We start from the raw sequence: 21,145 nt of genomic DNA, 5'->3' as shown, positions 1-21,145 counted from the left end.
TCGCACGCGGGGCGGACGTCCGCCCCGCGTGCGAGAAGGAGCTCAACTCCTAGGGTTTGGACCCGGTGTTCGTCGCCCCTGTCCTGCGGACGTGCAGCACGCTGCCGTCCAGGGGCAGTGCGGACACGCCCACCAGGGTGAGGCCCGCGTCGGCGAACAGCCGGGCGTAGTGGTCGGCGCTCCGTTCGCGGCCGCCGACGTTGCACATCATGTGCAGGTCCCAGGCCGTGGCCAGCGAGGCCGAGCCGTCGGCGGGCAGGACGCGTTCGACGACGAGCAGATCGGCGGCGGGGGGCATCGCGCGGGCGCAGTGGCGCAGGATCTCGACGCAGCGGTCGTCGTCCCAGTCGTGCAGCACGCGGGACAGGACGTAGACGTCGCCGCCCGCGGGTACGTCCGCGAAGTCGCCCGCCCGGAAGGCGCACCGCTCCGCGTGGCCGGCCGCGCCGAGGAGGCGGCGGGCGGTCTCCACGGTGTGCGGGCGCTCCAGCAGGATGCCGTGCAGGCGGGGATGTGCGGAAAGGATTCGGCCGAGCAGTTCCCCGTTGCCGCCGGCGATGTCGACCACGGTGTCCCCTTCCGCCGCCGCGGTGAGGACCGGGTGGACGGGCAGCGGGTCGAACATCCGTGAACCGGCGGCCATGGACCGGTCGAAGAGTTCGGCGAGTTCGGGATCGCGGGCGAAGTGGTCGAAGTGGTTCTCGCCGAAGCGCTGCTCGAAGGCGACCTGTCCGGTGCGCACGGTGTGGTCGAGCCCGGCGAAGGACTCGTAGAACGGTCCCCCGTACATCAGCGCCAGCGCCCGCATCGACCCTTCGGCGTCCGTGCGCAGCAGCCCGCCGGTGTCCGTGAGCCGGAAACCGTCGCGGTCCTCGCCCACCACGCCGAGCATGGCGAGATAGCGCAGCAGGGTGGCCAGGTTCGGCGCCGACGCACCGATGTCCCGCGCCAGTTCGTCCACGCCGACGGCCCGTTCCTCGTCCATCGCGTCGGCCACCCCAAGGCGCGCGAACGCGGCCAGGGCCTGTGTCGTCCACGCCCCGGTCAGCAGGCGCAGCAGGGTCTCGGCGGGCTGTCGCCTGCGGTGCTCGTCGAGGTGGGCGGCGAGGACGTCGCGGTGGTCGCCGGGGACGTACAGCTCCACGCGCCGGTACCCGGCCGCCTTGGCCTCGGCGGGCGCGCTGAAGTAGAACACCGTGCCGTTCTCGTGCGGGTTGTAGCCGCCGCCGTCAGGGGACGCGCCGTACCGCCCGAAGGCCGCGCACAGGCCGCGCAGCACCAGCGGGTCCGGTGTGGCGACCTCGAACGCGACATGCGTCTCGTGCTGTTGCTCCCGCTCGTGCGCGGCGACCGAGTCGAGGTCCGACCCCGGCGGCACGGTCAGCGCGAACACCTCGACCATGCGCCGCGCCCCGTCCAGGCACTCCACCGCGGGGCGCAGAATGCCGACGTCGAGCTCCGCCGCACTGCGCTTGTGCCGTACGGCGAGACGCTCGCGCACGATGACACTGGGCCGCGGTGGCGCGTCCGCTTCGAGCCCGCAGGCGGCGAGCGTGGCGCTCAGCGCCGCCTCGTCGGGCGGGAAGACGAGCAGCGCCGCGTGCGAGAAGTCGCAGCGCTCCGCCAGGGCCCGCAGCTCAGGGCCGTCGAGCCCGGGGAGCAGGAGCTGGAGCAGTGTGGCGGTGTCCTGTTCCTTGACGAAGCCGACCGTCGCGCGCAGGCGGGACGTATCGCCCGACAATGCTGTGATCATTGCGGGTGGATCCTCATTCCGGGGTTCGGATGTACACGTACGGACGTACGCGGGTGCGGAGTTGGGAAGCAGTGGCGGGACAGGGGGGAAGCAGCGACCGGGTACGGGGAAGCAGCGACGGGATATGGGGGGCTACACGCCGACGTAGTGCTCGGCGAACCAGTCCTGCTGGCTGCGCGAGGTGCGCAGCGAGGTGAGGCGGGAGCGGCGCAGGGAGTTGTGGAACAGCGACTCGCCGTCCGCGCCGGACGGGCCGTGCAGCAGCCCGATCATCCAGTGCGAGAACTCCTGCGCACGCCAGATGTGCGTCAGACACCGTGCCGAGTAGGCGTCGAGGCCCTTGGAGTCCCCGACGACGAGGTCGTCGATGAGGGCGCGGCCCAGGACCTCCGCTTCCAGGACCGCGAGATTGGCGCCCTTCGCGGCGGAGGGGCTGATCAGACCGGCGGCGTCGCCGACGAGGAACAGGGCGCCGTGGCGCAGCGGTTCGAGCACGTCGGACTCCAGGTCGACGACGGAACGCTGCACGAGGCGCCCGCGGTGCAGCGGACCGTATGTGCGCGCCCGCATCCGCAGCTCCAGCTCGTCCCAGATCCGTTCCTCGGACCAGGCGTCGGCGGGGGTGCCGCGCTCGCACTGCAGGTAGTAGCGGGTGACCTCGCTGGTACGGGCCATGTGCCCGGCGAACCCGCGCTCGTGCACCGCGTATCCGACGGCGTCCAGACTGGGCGGCGCCTCGGCGAGCAGGCCGAGCCAGGTGACGCCGTGGTCGCGGTGGTGGCGGACGGTACCGGCCGGCAGTGAACGCCGGGCAGCGCCGTGCCGCCCGTCGCAGCCGGCCACGTACCGTGCCCGCCACAGGGCGGGCCGCCCGTCGGCCTCACGCACGGCCACCTCGGGCCGCTCGCTGTCGGCGGCGCGCACGGCCACGGCCTCGCTGCCGAAACGGATCTGTCCGCCGCGGTCCAGGAACCGCGTCAACAGGTCGGTCACCAGGTCCTGTTGGGGGTAGACGGTGTGCGGCTCCCCCTGCCCGAGCCCGCCGTAGTCCAGCCGGAACCGGCCGTCCTCGGTACGGAACTCGCAGGTGCTGTGGAGCTGCCCGCGCCGGTGCAGCCCGTCGGCGAGACCGTGCCGCTCCAGGATCCGCACGGTGTTGGCGGCCAGGAACCCGGCACGCGCCCGCGTCTGCACATGCGTGCGCTCCGCCCGCTCCAGGACGACGCAGTCGATCCCCCTGTCCACCAGGATGTTGCCGAGCACGAGCCCGGCCGGCCCGGCCCCGAGGACGACCACACCGGTCGCGTGTTCGGCCGCTCGCCGCCGACTCTTCCCGTCTGTCACGGAACCAGATATTAAGTAGCCTAAAACCGGTTGTCCCACCGAAATCACCTGAATGCCTGGCTTGACCGCCAAGATCACCACAGCGGGCGGACGCCGGGTGTATTGACGCGCGGCGCTGTTCCTTCGCCTTCGGGGCCAGGAGTTCCGGACACCTTGCCGGGCGCGGGAGTCACTTCAGGGACACGCTGAGGGCGTACACCCTGGTGACCTGTTTCGGGCTGCTGTTGTTGTCGCTGATCAGATAGAGCAGGCGGCGGCCACGGTGTTCCCCCTCGGTGAGGCGGCCGCCGAGAGCCATGCCCTCCACGTTGTCGAGGAGCGGGTTCGGCTGGGTCTGTCCCTCGGGTGCCTTGAGGTCTCCGGAGGGGCAGTCGGCCAGGTCGAGTACGAGCCGCTTGCTCTCGGTGGCGAAGGTGTCGGGGAGTTCGTCGGTCAGGTACTTGACCTTCGTGACGTCCTTCATGCCGGTGAGCGTGACGTCGTAGACGCGGATCCTGTTGCCCATGCCCGCGGCGTACGTGCGCTCCAGTGCGAGCAGCCGGTCGGTGTCGACCGCGACGAGTTCCGCCAGATAGGCGCCCGCGTCGGCCTCGTACGCGTACTGGCCGTCGAGGGCGTACGAGCCGCCCGGCGAGCCCGTGTAGCGCTGGATGCGCAACAGGTTGCGGCCCGCCGAGTCGCCGTCGCCGGCGAGCGGCCCTTCGAGGCCCGTGTAGAGGTGGCGGCCGTCCGACGTGGCGGTCAGGGACTCGACGTTGCGGTTTCCGTCGGCCCGCCCTCCGGAGGGGATGTTCCGCCAGGGTCCGGGGACGGGCAGGGTGCCCAGCTCCTTGCCGTCCGCGATCCGGAACCGATGGATCGCCGAGTCCCGCTCCGCACTGATCAGCATGGTGTCGGCGCCCTTCTCGACGACCAGGCCCTCACCGTCGAAGCCTCGCCTGTACGGGGTGCCGTCCTTGCGTTTGAGGGTCCGGATTCCCTCGCCGCTCTCGGGATCGGGATCGAGGCGGTCGGGGGTGCCGAGCGCGACGTGGAACATCCGGCCCGGGTCGTTGTCGGCCAATACCCATGCGTGAGCCGGTCCGTCCAGCGCGATCGCGGACAGGCCGTCCAGAGGGGCCCGCTGGTACTTCGGATCGTCGACCTTGCCCAGGGCGTCGGAGACGCTCAGCAGAGACGCGGTCTCCGAGCAGGGCCCGGCCGCCTCCTCGGCGGGCCACCAGAACATGGCCCCCGCCGTCGTGAGAGCCGCGACCACCGCCACCGCGGCTGCCACCAGGTATCCGCGCCGCCCGCGCCCGGGTGCGGTCGGTGCCCCTTCGGACGGCGGTGGGACGGCCTGCGCGACGTGCTGCCGGTTCCTGACGAAGAGCAGCGAGCCGATGCCGTTGCGGTCCTGCAGTTCGGGCTGCGGCCGCCGCTTGCGCTGCAGACTGGTGCGGACGTGGTGGAAGACCCTGCCCAGGGGCAGCACCTCCGGATCGCCCGGGATGCCGTGCCCCAGGACGTTCACGAGTTCACCGGTGAAAGCCGTGCACTCCTCGCCCCGGGGGGACAGCGCCAGTCGGTTCGCGGCCGAGGCCGCCACCACGTACGACCCCTCGACGTCGTTCATGAGGGCCGTGACCTGCAGGGTCCCCGCGGCGGACATGCCGTCGAGCGCCTTGCCGCTGTAGCAACAGTCCAGCACCACGATGCGACGCTTGGCCGAGCCGTTGTCGCGAATGGCGCGGCGCAGCCATTCGTAGGGCACCGCCCCGTCGATCTCCCCGGGTTCCGTCCCGGGAAGCGTCAGATAGAGACTGCCGTCCGAGTGGTCGATGAACCCGTGGCCCGCGTAGTAGACGATCAGAGTGTCCTGAGCGGCCGTGGCCGCTTTGCGGACCGGGCCGATCAGCTCCTGCTGTGTCGCCGGATTGGACACGACCTGGCACGATTCCCGGGCTACGCCCCAGATACCCGGGTCCGTCAACGCCTCTTCGAGCCGGGTGAGGTTGTTCCGTACGGCCCGCAGCGGATCCAGGGCGGTGTACGCGTCGACCCCGATGAGCACGCAGGCCGAACGCGCCGGATCGATCCGGGAGTTGGTCTCCCCGCTCATCGGCGACCCTCCCCGTCCTCGCCCCGGTCCTCCAAGGCGCGCAGGAGTGCCTCGGCGTCGTCGAGACGGCCGTCGGGGAGCGTGATCCTCACTCCGTCGCGCTCGATGACCATCGTCGAACGGGGTGCGTGTCCCTGCCGCCACGCCGCGATCGCCACGGTGAGGCTGCCGAGCTGCAGCGCGGTGTTCAGGACGACGGCGATGGTCTCGAAGTCGGCCCCCATCGTGTCGGTGTCCGGCTCCTCGGGTTCCGAGCCGACCATCGCGACCTCGACGACCCCCCTCAACTCCCGGTCGTCGCGCAGCCACTTGTAGAGGGAACGCCGCTCGGAGTCGTGCCGAGCTCCGTCCATCGTGATCCGGATCTCCATGACGCCCAAGCTTCATGTGAGGGGCGGTACGACGGGCGGGAATCAGGGGGCGGATACCTCGTCCGGATGGAAGATCCGGTGACGGCAGGTCCGGCCCGGACGGGCGACTTAGAGTGCGCCCGAATCGCTCACGACGCGGTGACGTGGGCGAGGAAGGCGGTCCATGGCGCGGGGGTGACCCTGAGGGTGGGGGCGGCGGGGGTTTTCGAGTCGCGGACGTGGATGGTGGTGGGGATGGCGGCGGGGGCGGTCTGGGCTATGGCTATCTCTAGGCATTCGCCGCCCTGGCTGCCGCTGTAGCTGCTCTTGAACCAGTTCAGGTCAGTGCTCATAGCGCGTCTGCCACCCGTTCGATCAGCTTCGTGGATTCCTCTGGGCTGAGGGCCTGAGCTCGCAGAATGCCATATTGCGCGAACAGGTCACCCAGGTTGGGCTGTTGGTCCACGAAGTAGCCTCCGCCCGGTCCCTCCACGTAGGCAAGTTGATTGCGCTCGGCGGTCTCCAACAGAATCATCGGACCGTTGAGCCCGGCATGGACCTCGCGGTTGTGCGGCATCACCTGGATCTCGATATTGCGCCGCTGGCCGATCTCAAGGATGTGGCTCAGCTGTTCCTTGAGAGCCGTGGGGCCGCCGACAGGCCGGGTCAAGGTGTGCTCCTCCAGTACGAAGGCCACGAGTGGCGCGGGCTTGCGCTGCAGTACCTTCTGACGCTCCAGCCGGGCTGTCACGTGGGCCTCGACCTCCTCGTCCTCGAAGGGCGGGCAGTGGCAGTTGATGATCGCCCGTGCATACGCCTCCGCCTGGAGCATGCCGGGGACCACATGGTTCGCGTACATGTTGATGACGCCGGCCTTGGCCTCCAACTCGGCGTAGTCCTCGAACCATGCGGGAAAGCGACTGGCCCTCAGCTTCTTGCCCGCCGCAAGAAGTGCACCTTGTGCACCCAGCACCTCATCCGCGATCTCGACGAGCCTGCCCTTGGGCGGACGCTCGCCCCGCTCCACCATGGCGACTTGCGACTTGGAGTAACCGGCGTGCCCGCCCAACCCCTCCTGCGTCAGACCGGCCCGTTCGCGGAAGAACCGAAGCAACGAGCCGAACATCTCCTGGTTCCCCGAACCCTGATCACCGGAGTGCACAACGACCTCCCCAAGTGCACAGAGGTGCACGGACCTTGCGTAACCCTGGTCACAGTATGTGACGGCCCGTAAGCATTTGCTCCATGAACCCGAAAACTTCCCCCGCCACCGTTCACGCCTGGATCCCGGCCTCCGGACACGGGCTCCGTCACGCGGGCATCCACTTCGACGCCGTACGGATCGCGGGCGTACTCGCAGAGCAAGTGGCGTACGAGCTCATGCAGTTCACGGATTTCCAGGCGGGCCCGATCGTCCGGGAGGCGACGGGGTGCCGGTACATGTACTTCCTGTTGCCCCCGCAAAGCGCCACGGGCCACCGCTGGCCCGCCGGGGTGCGCGCCCTGGGCCGGGACGCGCAGGGATGGGCGTACGTGGGGGTGCCCGCGTTGGGTGGGTTGACCTGGCCGCTGGAGTGGCGGTCGGAGCCGACGGCTGAAGTGCCGTTCGTGGAGGTGGGGTTGCTGCACGAAGTGGTGAGTCGCTTGATCGGTGCTGTACGGTGACCGCGACATCACGCTCCGTACGCATCCGTGTACGGAGCGGTCCCCGGAGGTGCTACCAACACCGCCCGAGGACCTTCACCACCAGTGGACGGGAACTCCACCAGAAATGCTTCGGCATGCTATCGCGCCGGTTCGGCGCTACACGAAAGCCTCGCACGACGTCGTACGGCACTCGCGGCTCAACAGTGACGCGAAGGTTCTGCTGCTGTACGTACAGGGGCTCCCCGAGTCCGAGGCCGCCGCCCCCAAGCCGCTCAGCGAACACGCGGTCAGGCTGGGGCTGAAGGGCCGGGCCTACCAGAAGGCCAAGCAACTCCTCGCCGACTGCGGTTACTTGCACGAGTGGCGGGAGCAGGGCGCGCGTGGCCGCTGGATCACGGAACAACTCCTCACCAATGTCACCCTCACGCGTGACGAGGCGTCCCGGGCCCGAGAGGGAGGGGCGGACATGGACGCGGGCGTGGACGCGGACCTGGGCATGAGTGACGGCGTACCGAGTGGGCGTCCGCCGACGGTCGGTCGGCCGGGCGAGCGGACGGTCGGTGACTCTCCCCTGACAGAAGACTCGGGAGAGAAGAACCTTCCCCACCCACCACCCCAAGGAACCGAGACCGGACCCGGACCCGGACCCGGACCCGGACCCGGACCCGGACCCGAGGAAGAACTCGGGTCCGCTCCCGCCGAACTTGCCGAGGCAGAAGGCGTGTTGCTGTCTCTTCGTCACGCGCACCCTCACCTGCTCCTCGGCGTACGCGAGGCCCGTCTGCTGGCCGACGCGGCGGCGGAGTGGCTGCGGCGGGGCGTCTCGGTGCCGGACCTCCGCCGCGCCCTGACGACCGGCCTTCCGGCGGACGGCATCCGCTCGGCGGTCGGCTTCCTGCGCCACCGCCTGATCCAGAAGCTCCCGGCGGCGAGGTGCCAGGTGACTCCCACCCCACCGCCCGAGCAGGCCGGGGCAGCTCCCCCGGCCAGGCGGGGCCTGGTGACCTGCCCCGGCCCCGGCACCGAACACGTCTTCCGCCCCCGCAACGACGAAACCCACTGCCTCCGCTGCCGCACAGCCGCCGCCTTCGAGACGACACTCCAACTCCAGCCGCTCTCGGAACAGTGGCGGACGCGCGTACAGGAGTGTGCCGCGGGTGCATAGCGCCTCCGGCCGTACTGGGCCCGTGAGTTCGCGCACCGGGGGCCGTGGCCGAGGGCATGCTGAGAGCGGGGCGGCGACGCGCGACTGAAGGGGGCGGTCTCGTGACGGTCGACGAGTCGTGGGAGAAGGTCGAGCGGTGGCTGGCGCGGTATGCGCCCGAGGACGAACTGCCGGAGCCGGCCGGGCGGGACGACCTCGCGAGACTGTCGGAGCAGGCCGGCATCCGCCTTCCGCCGGACATCGAACAGTCGTTGCTCCGGCACAACGGCTCGGGGCTCGTCACGGTCGTCCCGCCCGGATTCGTTCTGTACGGCGTCGACGAGATCGCGCGCTCCTACACCGAGTGGCACGTCCTCAAGAGCGACGAGCCCGTGTACGTGCCCATCGGCAGCCTCGGCCCGCTGGAGATGACGGTCGACACGAGGACGGGACACATCGGGAGCTACGACCCCGTGCAGGGGTACGTCCGGGACGACGATCCGCTCGGGGCGTCGTTCTCGGCCCTGCTGGCATTCGTGGCGGACGCGCTGGACTCCTCCCCGCCGTGGATCGCGATGCTGCCGGGCGGGGAAGAGTGGGAGGCGACGCACGAGGACGCCGATTTCCCCGGCACCCTCTCCTGGACGGACGAAGCCGGCGAACCTGCCGACTGGGACATGAACAGTCTCAACCGCCGGTTCGGGTTCACCGACGACGGCAACAGCTCCTGACGCACCGCCGAAGCCCGTTCCGGCCGACTATCCCGGCCGACGCTTCCAGCCGGTCACTCCGGCCGGTCATTCCGGCAGGTCGCTGTCCCCGCCCAGATTCGCTATCACCCGACGCAGCACATCGAGCGTGGCCACGTACTCTTCCTCGGTGATCCCGGCGTGGGTCTCCTCGTGGGCCCGGAGGTTGCGCTCCTTGGCGCGGACGCGACCGGCTTCTCCCGCCTCGGTGAGGGTGAGGGTGCCGGTGGTGTCCTCAGTCGTCCAGCCGCGGCTCGCCAGGTCGGCGAAGACCTCGGCGAAGTCGATGCCCTGGTCGTCGTAGCGGGTGAGCTTGGCGGCGAGTGCGGAGCGGGTCCAGTGGGCCGGGGCCGCGGCGACGTGGTTGAGGATCCACCAGTGGGGCTGCGTGAGCGACTCCGTCGCCAGCTCCCTGCGGATCCGGCCCACCACCTCACGGTGGGCGGCGCCCGTCCAGTACCCGATGGGCTGGGCGGCGAGCTGCTGACGGGGGTACGGGGTGAGCTGCTGTGTGGTCATGGGCCGACCGTAGGAGCTCAAGTTTGGTTGAGGTCAAGAGGGCCGAGGGCGAGGCGGGGCGTCAGTCCCGGGGGAACTCGTCCGTCTTGAGGGTGAGGTCGAGAACCGTGCCCGTCATGTCGACGTCCGCGCCGAAGGCGACGGAGGTTTCGATGACGTACTCCCCGTCCTTGGGCTGTGTGTAGAGGTGGCACTTGCCCTGGTACGGGTCGGCGATGAGGTAGACGGGGACTTCGGCGGCGGCGTAGGCGTCCTTTTTGGGGCCGTAGTCGTTCTGGGCCGTTCCCCTTGAGATGACCTCGGCGACGAATTCGACATCATCGTGACGCCAGCGGCTTTCGGTGCCATCCGTAGCGCCGTCACGCATCTTGACCACGTCGGGGCAGAAGCCGTTCTCGTGACCGGGGAAGTCGATCCGCACGTCGGACAACGCCTCGACGTCCATGCCGAACCTGTCTTCCAACGCCCGGATGATCCTCCGGATGACGTGCCAGTGGACGCTTCGCTGCGGCGTCATGAAGACGTTACCCCCGACGATCTCAACCTTGATTCCCTCGGGGACGGGCATCCGCTCAAGTCGCTCGAACCACTCGTCCAGGCGATCGACGTTCGTGTCGGCCATCTCGATCCTGTCTTCCAGGACGGTCATCGTGGCGCTCCTCCCCGGCCGCTCCTCGGACGAGTGCAGCCGCGCGGTACAACGATACGCACGGTGACCAGGCCACGCCCCGATTCGGTCAGGCGGTTTCGGCCTCGTACGGGGCGCCCACGTCCCACGCCTGGTGCATCGCCTCGGCGAAGGCCGCCGCCAGTTTGTGTTCGCCGGAGGCGTTGGGGTGGGTGCCGTCGTACGTGTCGTGGTTGATGTCGTACGAGGGCGGGACCGAGGCCAGCAGGAGGGGGGACCCGGGCTCGTCCAGGTCCGCGACCGTCTTCGCGAGGAGTTCGTTGAAGAGGGCGACCTCGCGGGCGAAGGGCGCGTCGGTCTCCGCCCTCGCGTTCGGGATCACCGGCAGGAGGACCATCGCCACGCGGGCGTTCGCCGAGCGGGCCTCGGCGATGAAGGCGCGGGCGTTCTCCGCCGTCTGGGCCGCGTTCGTGTAGAAGCCCAGGTCGATCAGTCCGAGGGAGACGAGGAGCACGTCCGCGCGCGACTTGCGGACCGTGTCCGCGATCAGCGGGGTCAGGTGGTGCCAGCCCTCGCCCCACCCCGCCAGATGGGCGCGGGGGAAGTCCTGGTCGGCGTACTCGTACGAGTCGGCGGTCTCCGTGGCCTTGTCGTAGAGCGTCTCGCGAGGGCCGACGATCTTGAAGGGGCCGCCGTACGTCGCGCGCAGGTGCTGCCACATCCGGTAGCGCCATGTGTGTTCGCCCGCGCTTCCGATGGTCATGGAATCGCCTACGGGCATGAACCTGAGCATCCGCTCATCATGGACGATCAGCGTGAGAGGCAGGGTGTGAGGCTGGACACGCCCGCTGAACCGGCGTCGGGGATGGCAGGCTTGGGGCATGCGTCGCTCGCTTGCGCTCCTTTTCGGGGCCCTCCTCGCCGGGGTGCTCGTCGCGCCCGCCGTTGCCGCCGACAGCGCCGGTTCGGAGGGGGCGGACGGGTTCACGATCAAGGATCCCCGGATCACCGAGTCCAGCGGGCTCGTCGCCTCCCGCGCCCACCCCGGCATCTACTGGACCCACAACGACAGCGACGACGGGGCCTTCCTCTACGCCGTCGACAGCAAGACCGGTGAGACCGTCGCCACCGTCACCATGACGGGCGTCGGCCGGCCCCGGGACGTCGAGGCCATCTCCATGGGCCCGAACGGCCACCTCTACGTCGGCGACATCGGCGACAACCTCGGCGGCACCTGGGACCACGTCTGGATCTACGAGCTGCCCGAGCCCAAGCAGCTCAAGAACCAGACCGTCCGCGCCACGCAGTACGACGTGAAGTACGCCGACGGGGCACGCGACGCCGAGGCGCTGATGGTCCACCCGAAGACCGGGCGCGTCTACATCGTCTCGAAGAACGAGGACGGGGGCGGGCTCTACGAGGGGCCCGCCAAGCTCACCCCCTCCGGCACCAACACCTTCAAACGCATCGGCGCCATCGACCTCTGGGTCACCGACGGCGCCTTCTCCCCCGACGGCAAGCAGCTCGCCGTACGCGGCTACTTCGGCGGCCTCGCGTACGACTGGAACGGCGGGAAGGTGAAGCGCGAGGGGCGGCTGAGCGTGCCGCTCCAGGGGCAGGGCGAGTCGATGGCGTACACCCCCGACGGATCCACACTGCTGTACGGGAGCGAGGGCTCGGACAGTTCCGTGGAGCCGGGGAACGTACCGGGCGGGGGTGGCGGAGACGGTAAGTCGCCTTCCGGGGAAGGCAGTTCGGCCGACGGGGGTGGGGGTGGCGACGGCATGAACGCCGACATCAAGATGGGTGCGGTTGCGTTGGTGGTCGCCCTGGCCGTCATCTACGGGCTCAAGCGACTGCTGCGGCGCGACTGAGTACGCCGTTGGAGGGGCCGTTCGACGGCTGCGGGTTCGTGGGGGCTGAGCGCGCAGTTCCCCGCGCCCCTTACGGGGCGCCCCTGCGGTCCACCAGTGTCTCCAAGCCGTCCAGGATCCGCTGCAGGCCGAAGTCGAAGTGGTCGAAGTCCGGGCCGAAGGCTTCTGCTGAGAGTGCGGCCATCACGGGGTAGTCGCCGCCGGCCATGACCTTCTCCAGGATGGGGCTCTGGGCGGCCCAGAACTCCGCGTCCGTCAGGCCCGTCCTGCGCTCCGCCTCCTGCGTGTACAGCTGGGAGCGGGCGGCCCCGGTGACGTACGAGTCGATCATGATGACCACCGAGACCAGCTCGGGGTCGCTCAGGCCCATGGGCTTGATGCAGGAGATCACTTTCTCCATGCCGTCGATGGCGCTGGGGCCGAGGACCGGGCGGGACTGGTTGACCTTCAGCAGCCAGGGGTGGCGCTGGTAGAGGGCGAGGCTCTCGCGGCCGACGGCCTCCAGGGCCGAGCGCCAGTTCTCGCCGTAGGCGGACATGTCGCCGTTCGGGCGCTGGACGCGGTCCAGCATCAGATCGAGCAGCTCGCCCTTGCCGGGAACGTACCGGTAGAGGGACATCGTGCCGGTGCCGAGCTCCGTGGAGAGCCGGCGCATCGAGACGGCCTCCAGACCTTCCGTGTCCGCGATCCGGACCGCCGCTTCCACGATCCGGTCCAGCGTGAGGCCCGGCTTCGGCCCGCGACTGCGCCGGGGGCCCGTGTCCCACAGCAGGTGAAGGGTGCGGACGATGTCTCCGCTCCCGCTGGTCTCCGTGCCGCCCGAGCCGCTTGTCATGGATCTCAGAATAATCCCTTGGGTCAAAACTGGGTACGGTGTACTCTCAATGGGGTACGGCGTACCCAGTTTCAGGGATCGACTTCAGGAACGGGTTTCAGGAACGGGCTTCAATGGATGGGGGAGTGCTGTGAGCGGTTATGCGGTGAGGGCCGAGGGGCTCGAGAAGAGGTACGGGGAGAAGCGGGCCCTCGACGGCTTCGACCTGGCCGTGCGGGAGGGCACGGTGCACGGCCTGCTCGGGCCGAACGGCGCGGGCAAGACGACCGCCGTCCGCATCCTCTCCACGCTGGTGAAGCTGGACGGGGGAAGCGCCCGGGTGGCGGGCCTGGACGTCGCACGGCAGCCCCGGGAGGTGCGGGCGCGGATCGGGCTCACCGGTCAGTACGCGGCGGTCGACGAGGTGCTCACCGGCCGGCAGAACCTGGAGATGTTCGGGCGACTGTTCCACCTGGGCGGGCGCCGGGCGCGGCTGCGGGCGGGCGAGTTGCTGGAGCAGTTCGACCTGACCGACGCCGCGGACAAGGGAGTCGGGAAGTACAGCGGCGGCATGCGGCGGCGCCTGGACCTCGCCGCGTCGATGATCCTCACCCCGCGCGTGCTGTTCCTGGACGAGCCGACGACCGGCCTCGACCCGCGCGGCCGGGGTGAAGTCTGGGACTCCGTACGGGCGTTGGTGACCGGCGGCACCACCGTGCTGCTGACCACGCAGTATCTGGAGGAGGCCGACAAGCTCGCCTCGCACATCACCGTGATCGACCAGGGGCGGTCCATCGCCGACGACACCCCGGACGGGCTGAAGAGCACGGTGGGCGGCGACCGGATCGAGGTCGTCGTCGCCGAGCGGGCCGACATCGCGCGGGCGGTGAAGGTCGTCGCCCGGGTCTCGGACGGCGAACCGGAGTCGGACGAGACAGAGTTGAGGGTGCACGCGCCCGTGACCGACCGGGTCGCGGCGCTCACCGAGGTGGCCCGCACCCTCCAGGACGAGGGCGTGCGCGTGGAGGACATCGGCCTGCGCAGGCCGAGCCTCGACGACGTGTTCCTGCGCCTGACCGGCCACCGCACGGACGTCACCGAGGACGAGCCGAACGTGAAGAGCGTGAAGGGCACTCAGGGTGCCGAGGACACGAAGGAGGCCGTGGCATGAGCGGCACGCTCGAAGCGACCGGGACGCCGACCGGGACGTCGGCCGTCGACGAACACGGCCGCGCGTACTGGGTGTTGGCCGACTGCTGGAACGTCGTCCGGCGCGGGCTCACCCACTACCAGCGCCAACCGATCAACATCGCCTGGCAGTTGGGCTTCCCGATCCTGTCGGTGCTGCTGTACGGGTACGTCTTCGGCAGTGCGATGCAGGTGCCCGGCGGCGGTGACTACCGGGACTTCCTGATGCCGGGCATGTTCGTGATGACGATGGCCTTCGGGTTCATCAACACCGCGACACTCGTCGTGTACGACTCCACGAAGGGCGTCATCGACCGGTTCCGCTCCATGCCGATGGCGCCGTCCGCCGTCGTCGCGGGGCGCGGGGTCACCGATCTCATCGTCGCCTGCGCGGAGTTGACGATCCTGATGCTCACCGCGGTCGCCATGGGCTGGCGGCCGGATGGTGGCTTCGCCTTCCTGGGGGCCTTCGCGCTGCTGCTGTGGCTGCGGTTCGCGCTGATCTGGCTCGGGGTGTGGCTCGGGCTGCTCGTGCCCAACCCGGAGGCGGCGGGCGGTCTGTTCGCGGTCGCGTTCCCGCTGACGATGATCTCCAGCATCTTCGTCGCCCCGCAGCTGATGCCGGACTGGCTCGGCCATGTGGCGGCCTGGAACCCGATCTCGTCGACGGCCGCGGCCACCCGCGAACTGTTCGGCACGCCGGTGGGCAGCGGCGACTCGTGGGTCGAGCAGCACGCGCTGCTGATGGCGGCCGTCTGGCCGCTGGTCCTCACGCTGATCTTCGTTCCGCTGGCGGTACGGAGGTTCCAGAAGCTCAGCAAGTAGTAGTCGGTCGCGCTTGCGCGGTTGTGGGCGGCGTGCGGTATTCGGGACCTCAAGTGTCCCGAATACCGCACGACTTCTTGACGTGTCCACGCAGGATCTCTTCCATGGGGGTGCGTGGGGTGGTGGGAGCGCTCCCATGCGTTCCGGGCCCGCGCCTCCCGAGAGGAAGCAGCGACATGTTCCGCAGCTTGCGAAGAGCGCTGTGTGCTGCCGCCGCGGCGCTCCTGTTACCGCTGGCCGGTGTGCAGACGGCCGCCCACGCCGACCCGGCGGACGCCCTGGACCGGGCGGCCGCGGCGGCGGCCCCCGGAGCCGGTTACTGGCACACCAGCGGTCGGCAGATCCTGGACGCGGCCGGTCAGCCCGTACGGATCGCCGGCATCAACTGGTTCGGCTTCGAGACCGCCAACCACACGCCCCACGGCCTCTGGGCGCGCGACTACAAAAGCATGATCGACCAGATGAAGTCGCTCGGCTACAACACCATCCGGCTGCCGTACAGCGACGACCTCTTCAAGAGCGGCACCGTACCCAACAGCATCGACTTCTCCGGCGGCAAGAACGCCGACCTCCAGGGCCTCGGCTCCCTCCAGATCATGGACAGGATCGTGGCGTACGCGGGTCAGGGCGGCCTCAAGGTCGTACTGGACCGGCATCGTCCGGACGCGGCGGGCCAGTCGGCGCTCTGGTACACGTCGGCGGTCCCGGAGTCGACGTGGATCGCCAACCTCAAGGCGCTGGCGACCCGTTACCGGGGCAACCCCACGGTGATCGGCATCGACCTCCACAACGAGCCGCACGATCCGGCCTGTTGGGGCTGCGGAGACACGACGAGGGACTGGCGCCTGGCCGCCCAGCGCGCCGGCAACGCGGTCCTGTCGGTCAACCCCGAGCTGCTGGTCTTCGTCGAGGGCGTGCAGACCTTCAACGGAGTGTCGGGCTGGTGGGGCGGCAACCTGATGGGCGTGGCGCAGTATCCGGTCCAGCTGGACGTCCCGAACCGGGTCGTCTACTCGGCCCACGACTACGCCACGAGCGTGGCCCAGCAGAGCTGGTTCAGCGACCCGTCCTTCCCCGCCAACATGCCGGGCATCTGGGACAAGTACTGGGGCTACATCTTCAAGCAGAACATCGCTCCGGTGTGGATCGGCGAGTTCGGCACGACACTCCAGTCGACGATCGACCAGAAGTGGCTTGCCGCTCTGGTGAGTTACCTCCGGCCCACGGGCACGTACGGCGCCGACAGCATCTCCTGGACCTTCTGGTCCTGGAACCCCAACTCCGGTGACACGGGCGGAATCCTCAAGGACGACTGGACGACCGTGGACACGGTGAAGGACGGCTACCTGGCGAGCGTGAAGGCACCGGGCTTCGCGGGCGGAGGGGGCGATCCGGGTGACCCGGGCGATCCCGGCGACCCTGGTGACCCTGGCGGGGGCACGGCGGCCTGCACCGCCGCCTACACCGTAAGCAGCGACTGGGGCGGCGGCTTCAACGCCGAGGTCAAAGTAACGAATTCAGGCACCACCCCCCTCAAGTCCTGGAAGACCACCTGGACCTGGCCCGGCACCCAGAAGATCACCAACATGTGGAACGCCTCGTACACACAGAGCGGTTCGACGGTGACCGCGTCGAACGCCGCCCACAACGGAACGATCGCGGTGGGCGCTTCAGCAAGCTTCGGGTTCGGGGGCACGCCGGGCGGCGGGGGGACACCGACGGTGAGCTGTATGGCGACGTAGGCCGGGTGACTTAGGCCGGGCGATATGAGACAGGACAGACAAGGGCGCCCGGCACGATTGCCGTGCCGGGCGCCCCAGTTGCCGTACGAAGGACTGCTACAGCTTCTCGATCACGTAGTCGATGCACTTCGTGAGGGACTCGATGTCCGCCGGGTCGATCGCGGGGAACATGGCGACGCGGAGCTGGTTGCGGCCGAGCTTGCGGTAGGGCTCGGTGTCGACGATGCCGTTGGCGCGCAGGACCTTGGCGACGGCGGCCGCGTCGACGTCGTCGGTGAAGTCGATCGTGCCGATGACCTGGGAGCGCTTGGCCGGGTCGGTGACGAACGGGTTCGCGTACTTGACGTCCTCGGCCCAGCCGTACAGCGTGCGCGAGGAGGTCGCCGTGCGGCGGACCGACCAGTCGAGGCCGCCCTGGCCGTTGATCCACTCCAGCTGGTCGTTCAGCAGGAAGAGGGTCGCGAGGGCCGGGGTGTTGTACGTCTGGTTCTTGCGGGAGTTGTCGATCGCCGTGGGCAGGCTGAAGAACTCCGGGACGTGGCGTCCGCTCGCGTGGACGCGCTCGGCGCGCTCGATGGCGGCCGGGGAGAAGATCCCGATCCACAGGCCGCCGTCCGCGGCGAACGACTTCTGCGGGGCGAAGTAGTAGACGTCGGTCTCGGCGATGTCGACCGGCAGGCCGCCCGCGCCGCTCGTCGCGTCCACGAGGACGAGCGCGCCCTCGTCGGCGCCCGCGACGCGCTTGACCGGGGCCGCGACGCCGGTGGAGGTCTCGTTGTGCGTGAGGGCGTACACGTCCACGCCCGACTGGGCGACCGGCTCCGGGTGCGTGCCCGGCTCGGAGGTGATGACGTCCGGGTCGGCGAGCCAGGGGGCGAGCTTGGCGGCCTTCGCGAACTTCGAGCTGAACTCACCGAAGGTGAGGTGCTGCGACTTGTTCTCGATCAGGCCGTGCGTCGCGACGTCCCAGAACGCGGTGGAGCCGCCGTTGCCGAGGACGACCTCGTAGCCCTCGGGGAGCTGGAAGAGGTCGCGCACTCCCTCGCGGACCTTCCCCACGAGGTTCTTCACCGGGGCCTGGCGGTGGGACGTGCCCATCAGGGACGTGCCGGTCGCGGCGAGCGCGGTGAGCGACTCCGTACGCACCTTGGAGGGGCCCGCGCCGAAACGGCCGTCGGCGGGCTTGAGGTCAGCGGGGATCTGGATATCAGCCACGACGGGAGCGTAGCCGTTTCCGGAAACGTGGGTGAAACGTCGTCCGGCCGATGAGACGCCCTCCGGGGGTGCCGCCGGGTTTTTCTTCGCCCCCGCCGCCCCTACCCGTCCCATCCTTCTGGGGCTCCGCCCCAGGCCCCGTGGGTGCGTTTTCGGGTGCGGGCCCGGTGGGGGCTTGTCGCGCAGTTCCCCGCGCCCCTTTGGTATTTCAGCCTCTCCGGCGTTTGAGGAGCGGGGGTTCGGGGGCTGGCCCCCGAAAAGGGACGGGAATGGGTAGGGGCGGCGGGGGCGAGGAAAAGCCGTTGCTATGCGCGCGTGCCGCCGAGCGGTGGGGCCGGGGTGAAGTGGACCGGGAGGGAGGTCAGGCCCCGGAGCCAGGGGGAGGGGCGGCGGGTCAGAGCCGTGGCGGGGACCGTCAGGTCTATGTCCGGGAGGCGGTCCAGGACTACCTCGATGGCTGTGCGGGCTATGACCTCCGCTATTTCCTGGGCCGGGAACGGGCAGCGGTGTTCGCCGTGGCCGAAGGAGAAGTGTGCGCTGTTGCCGCCGGTGAGGGCGGAGCTGTGGGTGCGGACCTGTGGGTCGTGGTTGGCCGCCTGGAGGCCGAGGAGCAGGAGGTCACCGGCACGCACACCCCGCCCCCCGAGCCGCGTGTCGCGCGCGGCCCAGCGCCCGGCCACGTTCTGCGTGGGCGTGTCCTCCCACAGCACCTCGTTCATGGCCTCGGCGACACTGCGCCGACCGCCGAAGAGCGAGGCCGCGAACCGCTCGTCCGTGAGCATCAGCCGCAGCGAGTTGCCGATCCAGTCGGCGGTCGGCTGGTGCCCCGCGGCCATCATGACCATCAGGTCCTGGGTGATCTCCTCGTGCGTGAAGGGCGAGACGGCATGCCCTCCCGCGTGTCCCCACGCGAGCATCCGGCTGACCACGTCGTCCGCGGGCCGCGCAGCCCGGTCCGCCACCAGGCGGGCCATCGCGGCGGCCACGTGCAACTGCCCGGTGATGGCGCCCTCGTGCCCGTCGACCATGTCGTTCAGGGCGGCGACGAGCCCGGGGCCCTGTTCGTCGGCGAAGCCGTAGAGCGTGGCGAGGACGCGTACGGGCAGCAGGGCCGCGTAGTCCGCGACGAGGTCCGTGGCGCCCTTGGCGCACACCGCGTCGATCAGTTCGTCGGCGAACCGCTCGGCGAGCGTACGCAGTTCGAAGGCGTCGACGGCTTCGAGGGCGTCGCTGACCATCGCGGCCCGCTCGCGGTGGCGTTCGCCGACGGTGTAGAGGATGGACGGCTGGCCGCGGCCGATCAGCGGCAGCAGCGGCCAGTCGTCGGGGACCCGGTCCCACTGGTTCCACAGGCCGGAGTCGCGGCTGAACAGCACGGGATCCCCGGTGACCTGGTGCAGTTCGCGATAGCCGAGCACGAGCCAGGCCGGGATGTCCCCGTCGAGCAGCACCGACGCCACGGCACCGTGCTCACGCCTCAACTCCCGGTACAACTCGGCGGGTTCGGCCAGGAACCGGGGCCCGTTGAGACGTACGGGGGCGGGGTTCACTGCGTCAACTCCGGCGCGGGTGCGGTGACCGCGGGTGCGGTGACTTGCTCCTGCGGCGTACCGGCGGCGCCCTCGGCCGCGTACGGACTCCTGGCGGCCCGCACCCTTTCGATGACCTGCGGGTCCTCGGCGAGGTACAGGCTCTTGATGTGCTCGACCAGCGTGATCAGGACACGTTTGCCGGAGTCGCGGGAACGCGCGTCGCAGTCGACGAGCGGGATGTGCGGGGCGAGGTCGAGGGCGTCGCGGACCTGTTCGAGTGGATGGGCGGGGCCGCCGAAGTCGTTGCGGGCGACGATGAACGGCGTACCGAGGCGTTCGAGCCGGTCGATGGCGTACCAGGAGTCGTCGATGCGCCGGGTGTCGACGAGGACGACCGCGCCGAGCGCCCCGGTGAAGAGCCGGTCCCAGAGGTACCAGAAGCGCTCCTGGCCCGGCGCGCCGAAGAGGTAGAGCACCGTGCGGGCGCTGAGCGTGATGCGGCCGAAGTCGAAGGCGACGGTCGTCTGGGACTTGCCGGGCACCGCGCTGACGTCGTCTACCGTCTCGCCGGCCCGCGTGATCGTCTCCTCGGTGCTGAGGGGGCGGATCTCGCTCACCGAGTGGATCATCGTCGTCTTGCCGACGCCGAAACCGCCGACGACCACGATCTTCAGCCCGTTGTCGGCGGACGCCTCCAGCGGCGTACGAGCCTCGGGTGCACGGTCCTGGGACGCACGCGCGTCGGGCGCACGGTCCTGGGACGCACGCGCGTCGGGCGCACGGTCTGCGGGCGTACGGGCCTCGGGTGCATGCTCCTCGGCCGTACGGGCCTCGGGCGTACGGGCGCTGGATGTACCGGAGCCGGGCGTACCGGCGTCGGGCGCACCCGTGTCGGCCGTACCCGTGTCCGGTGTACGGGCGGCGGCGGTCGGTTCAGAGGTTGCGGAGTCCAACGAGCACCTGCTCCAGGATGTCGGGATCGGGGCGGCCGGCGATTGCGGCCCTGCGCGGGTGGCGGGCGCTGACACGGCCCTCGGCGAGGAGGTCGGAGAGCAGGATCTTCGTGATGCTGACCGGCAGCCGCAGCTCCGCGGCGACCTCCGCGACGGCGGTGGGCCGTTCGGCGAGGCGCAGGATCGCCGCGTGCTCCGACTGCATGCCGGGGACCGCGTCGCACTCGGCGACGACCAGGGTCACCAGGTCGAACGGGGTTCCGGGCATGGACCGGCTGCGTCCTTGCGTGACGGTGTAGAGCCGGTCGGGGGCGTCGTCCCTGCCCGGCCGGCTCATGACGTACGTGGCTGCGCGCTCAGTGACGTACGAGGCTGTGAACTCAGGTGTTCGCCGAGCTGCTCCACGAGTTCGGCCATGTTGTGCCCGACGAGCCCGGGGTCCGCCTCCTCGGCCGTGACCAGGGCCAGATGCGCGCCCTCGCCCGCCTCCACGATGAACAGGACCCCGCCGTAGAACTCGGCCATCGCCGACCGTACGCCCCCGGTGCCGTCCCCGAACTCCATGGACGCCCCGTGGGACAGCGACTGGATTCCGGCGGCGATGGCGGCGAGCTGGTCGGCCTGGTCGACGGAGAGTTCCGGCGTACGGCACAGCTTCAGGCCGTCCCGGGAGAGGACGAGCGCGTGCCGGGCGCCGGGGGTGCGCGCCAGCATGCCCTGCATGAGCCAGGTCAGCTTCTCCTCGGTGGAGGCGGAGGAGTAGGCGG

22 protein-coding genes are annotated in these 21,145 nt (G+C 70.0%); 7 read left to right on the top strand and 15 right to left on the bottom strand.

Annotated features, from left to right (window positions below; genetic code table 11):
* Window positions 1–49 precede the first annotated feature (49 nt).
* From JEQ17_RS20905 to JEQ17_RS20880, 6 genes are all read right to left on the bottom strand, one after another.
* Complete coding sequence (locus JEQ17_RS20905) at window positions 50–1,753, bottom strand: methyltransferase (protein ID WP_200396658.1); 1,704 nt, start codon at window positions 1,751–1,753, stop codon at window positions 50–52.
* 132 nt (window positions 1,754–1,885) lie between these two features.
* Window positions 1,886–3,049 carry a 4-hydroxybenzoate 3-monooxygenase gene (locus tag JEQ17_RS20900; RefSeq protein ID WP_200401622.1) on the bottom strand — a complete coding sequence of 388 codons (1,164 nt, stop codon included), beginning with the start codon at window positions 3,047–3,049 and terminating at the stop codon, window positions 1,886–1,888.
* A gap of 217 nt (window positions 3,050–3,266) precedes the next feature.
* The gene (locus tag JEQ17_RS20895) at window positions 3,267–5,198 is read right to left on the bottom strand and encodes a caspase, EACC1-associated type (protein ID WP_200396657.1); all 1,932 of its coding nucleotides are present in this window, start codon (window positions 5,196–5,198) and stop codon (window positions 3,267–3,269) included.
* On the bottom strand, window positions 5,195–5,569 hold the full coding sequence (locus JEQ17_RS20890; RefSeq protein WP_200396656.1) for an effector-associated constant component EACC1: 375 nt from the start codon (window positions 5,567–5,569) through the stop codon (window positions 5,195–5,197). Before JEQ17_RS20890 ends, JEQ17_RS20895 begins: the two co-directional genes overlap by 4 nt.
* 128 nt (window positions 5,570–5,697) lie before the next feature.
* Window positions 5,698–5,901 carry a DUF397 domain-containing protein gene (locus JEQ17_RS20885; protein WP_200396655.1) on the bottom strand — a complete coding sequence of 68 codons (204 nt, stop codon included), beginning with the start codon at window positions 5,899–5,901 and terminating at the stop codon, window positions 5,698–5,700.
* On the bottom strand, window positions 5,898–6,674 hold the full coding sequence (locus JEQ17_RS20880) for a helix-turn-helix domain-containing protein (protein WP_200396654.1): 777 nt from the start codon (window positions 6,672–6,674) through the stop codon (window positions 5,898–5,900). The genes JEQ17_RS20885 and JEQ17_RS20880 overlap by 4 nt, the downstream gene beginning before the upstream one ends.
* A 119-nt stretch (window positions 6,675–6,793) precedes the next feature.
* Here JEQ17_RS20880 and JEQ17_RS20875 point away from each other — a divergent pair, with 119 nt between their 5' ends.
* From JEQ17_RS20875 to JEQ17_RS20865, 3 genes are all read left to right on the top strand, one after another.
* On the top strand, window positions 6,794–7,213 hold the full coding sequence (locus JEQ17_RS20875) for a hypothetical protein (RefSeq protein WP_200396653.1): 420 nt from the start codon (window positions 6,794–6,796) through the stop codon (window positions 7,211–7,213).
* Between the two features lie 106 nt (window positions 7,214–7,319).
* Window positions 7,320–8,360, top strand: a complete 1,041-nt coding sequence (locus JEQ17_RS20870; protein WP_200396652.1) for a hypothetical protein — start codon at window positions 7,320–7,322, stop codon at window positions 8,358–8,360.
* Window positions 8,361–8,461: 101 nt separating this feature from the next.
* Window positions 8,462–9,070 carry an SMI1/KNR4 family protein gene (locus JEQ17_RS20865; protein ID WP_200396651.1) on the top strand — a complete coding sequence of 203 codons (609 nt, stop codon included), beginning with the start codon at window positions 8,462–8,464 and terminating at the stop codon, window positions 9,068–9,070.
* A gap of 66 nt (window positions 9,071–9,136) precedes the next feature.
* Here the strand turns inward: JEQ17_RS20865 and JEQ17_RS20860 are convergent, their stop codons facing one another.
* The 3 genes from JEQ17_RS20860 to JEQ17_RS20850 all read right to left on the bottom strand — a co-directional run bounded on the left by JEQ17_RS20860 (window position 9,137) and on the right by JEQ17_RS20850 (window position 11,028).
* Complete coding sequence (locus JEQ17_RS20860; RefSeq protein ID WP_200396650.1) at window positions 9,137–9,607, bottom strand: MarR family transcriptional regulator; 471 nt, start codon at window positions 9,605–9,607, stop codon at window positions 9,137–9,139.
* A gap of 61 nt (window positions 9,608–9,668) precedes the next feature.
* Entirely contained in the window at window positions 9,669–10,256 is a 588-nt protein-coding gene (locus JEQ17_RS20855; protein ID WP_200396649.1) for a Uma2 family endonuclease, read from the bottom strand.
* 88 nt (window positions 10,257–10,344) lie between these two features.
* Window positions 10,345–11,028, bottom strand: a complete 684-nt coding sequence (locus JEQ17_RS20850) for an SGNH/GDSL hydrolase family protein (RefSeq protein WP_200396648.1) — start codon at window positions 11,026–11,028, stop codon at window positions 10,345–10,347.
* A gap of 88 nt (window positions 11,029–11,116) precedes the next feature.
* Here JEQ17_RS20850 and JEQ17_RS20845 point away from each other — a divergent pair, with 88 nt between their 5' ends.
* Window positions 11,117–12,109 (top strand): WD40 repeat domain-containing protein, encoded by a 993-nt coding sequence (locus JEQ17_RS20845; RefSeq protein ID WP_200396647.1) that lies wholly within the window; start codon window positions 11,117–11,119, stop codon window positions 12,107–12,109.
* Between the two features lie 70 nt (window positions 12,110–12,179).
* Here JEQ17_RS20845 and JEQ17_RS20840 read toward each other — a convergent pair whose 3' ends face one another.
* Window positions 12,180–12,944 (bottom strand): TetR/AcrR family transcriptional regulator, encoded by a 765-nt coding sequence (locus tag JEQ17_RS20840; RefSeq protein WP_200396646.1) that lies wholly within the window; start codon window positions 12,942–12,944, stop codon window positions 12,180–12,182.
* 130 nt (window positions 12,945–13,074) lie between these two features.
* Between JEQ17_RS20840 and JEQ17_RS20835 the strand changes: the two genes are divergently transcribed.
* From JEQ17_RS20835 to JEQ17_RS20825, 3 genes are all read left to right on the top strand, one after another.
* Window positions 13,075–14,094 (top strand): ATP-binding cassette domain-containing protein, encoded by a 1,020-nt coding sequence (locus JEQ17_RS20835; RefSeq protein ID WP_200396645.1) that lies wholly within the window; start codon window positions 13,075–13,077, stop codon window positions 14,092–14,094.
* Window positions 14,091–14,936 (top strand): ABC transporter permease, encoded by an 846-nt coding sequence (locus JEQ17_RS20830; protein ID WP_200396644.1) that lies wholly within the window; start codon window positions 14,091–14,093, stop codon window positions 14,934–14,936. The genes JEQ17_RS20835 and JEQ17_RS20830 overlap by 4 nt, the downstream gene beginning before the upstream one ends.
* Window positions 14,937–15,112: 176 nt before the next feature.
* Window positions 15,113–16,678: a cellulase family glycosylhydrolase gene (locus JEQ17_RS20825; RefSeq protein WP_200396643.1), complete on the top strand. Its 1,566-nt coding sequence runs from the start codon at window positions 15,113–15,115 to the stop codon at window positions 16,676–16,678.
* Between the two features lie 96 nt (window positions 16,679–16,774).
* Here JEQ17_RS20825 and serC read toward each other — a convergent pair whose 3' ends face one another.
* The 5 genes from serC to JEQ17_RS20800 all read right to left on the bottom strand — a co-directional run bounded on the left by serC (window position 16,775) and on the right by JEQ17_RS20800 (window position 21,101).
* Complete coding sequence (gene serC / locus JEQ17_RS20820) at window positions 16,775–17,893, bottom strand: phosphoserine transaminase (protein WP_200396642.1); 1,119 nt, start codon at window positions 17,891–17,893, stop codon at window positions 16,775–16,777.
* Between the two features lie 305 nt (window positions 17,894–18,198).
* Window positions 18,199–19,443, bottom strand: a complete 1,245-nt coding sequence (locus tag JEQ17_RS20815; RefSeq protein ID WP_200396641.1) for a cytochrome P450 — start codon at window positions 19,441–19,443, stop codon at window positions 18,199–18,201.
* A complete protein-coding gene (locus tag JEQ17_RS20810; RefSeq protein ID WP_200401621.1) occupies window positions 19,440–20,123 on the bottom strand; it encodes a GTP-binding protein in 684 nt (227 codons plus the stop codon). The genes JEQ17_RS20815 and JEQ17_RS20810 overlap by 4 nt, the downstream gene beginning before the upstream one ends.
* Window positions 20,124–20,358: 235 nt before the next feature.
* Entirely contained in the window at window positions 20,359–20,715 is a 357-nt protein-coding gene (locus JEQ17_RS20805; protein WP_200396640.1) for a DUF742 domain-containing protein, read from the bottom strand.
* Window positions 20,712–21,101, bottom strand: a complete 390-nt coding sequence (locus tag JEQ17_RS20800) for a roadblock/LC7 domain-containing protein (protein ID WP_234048755.1) — start codon at window positions 21,099–21,101, stop codon at window positions 20,712–20,714. The genes JEQ17_RS20805 and JEQ17_RS20800 overlap by 4 nt, the downstream gene beginning before the upstream one ends.
* Window positions 21,102–21,145: the final 44 nt, after the last annotated feature.

This window comes from Streptomyces liliifuscus, from assembly GCF_016598615.1.
Lineage (GTDB): Bacteria > Actinomycetota > Actinomycetes > Streptomycetales > Streptomycetaceae > Streptomyces > Streptomyces liliifuscus.
The sequence above is the reverse complement of the archived record's forward strand: the minus strand, read 5'-3'. Positions and strand labels throughout refer to the sequence as shown.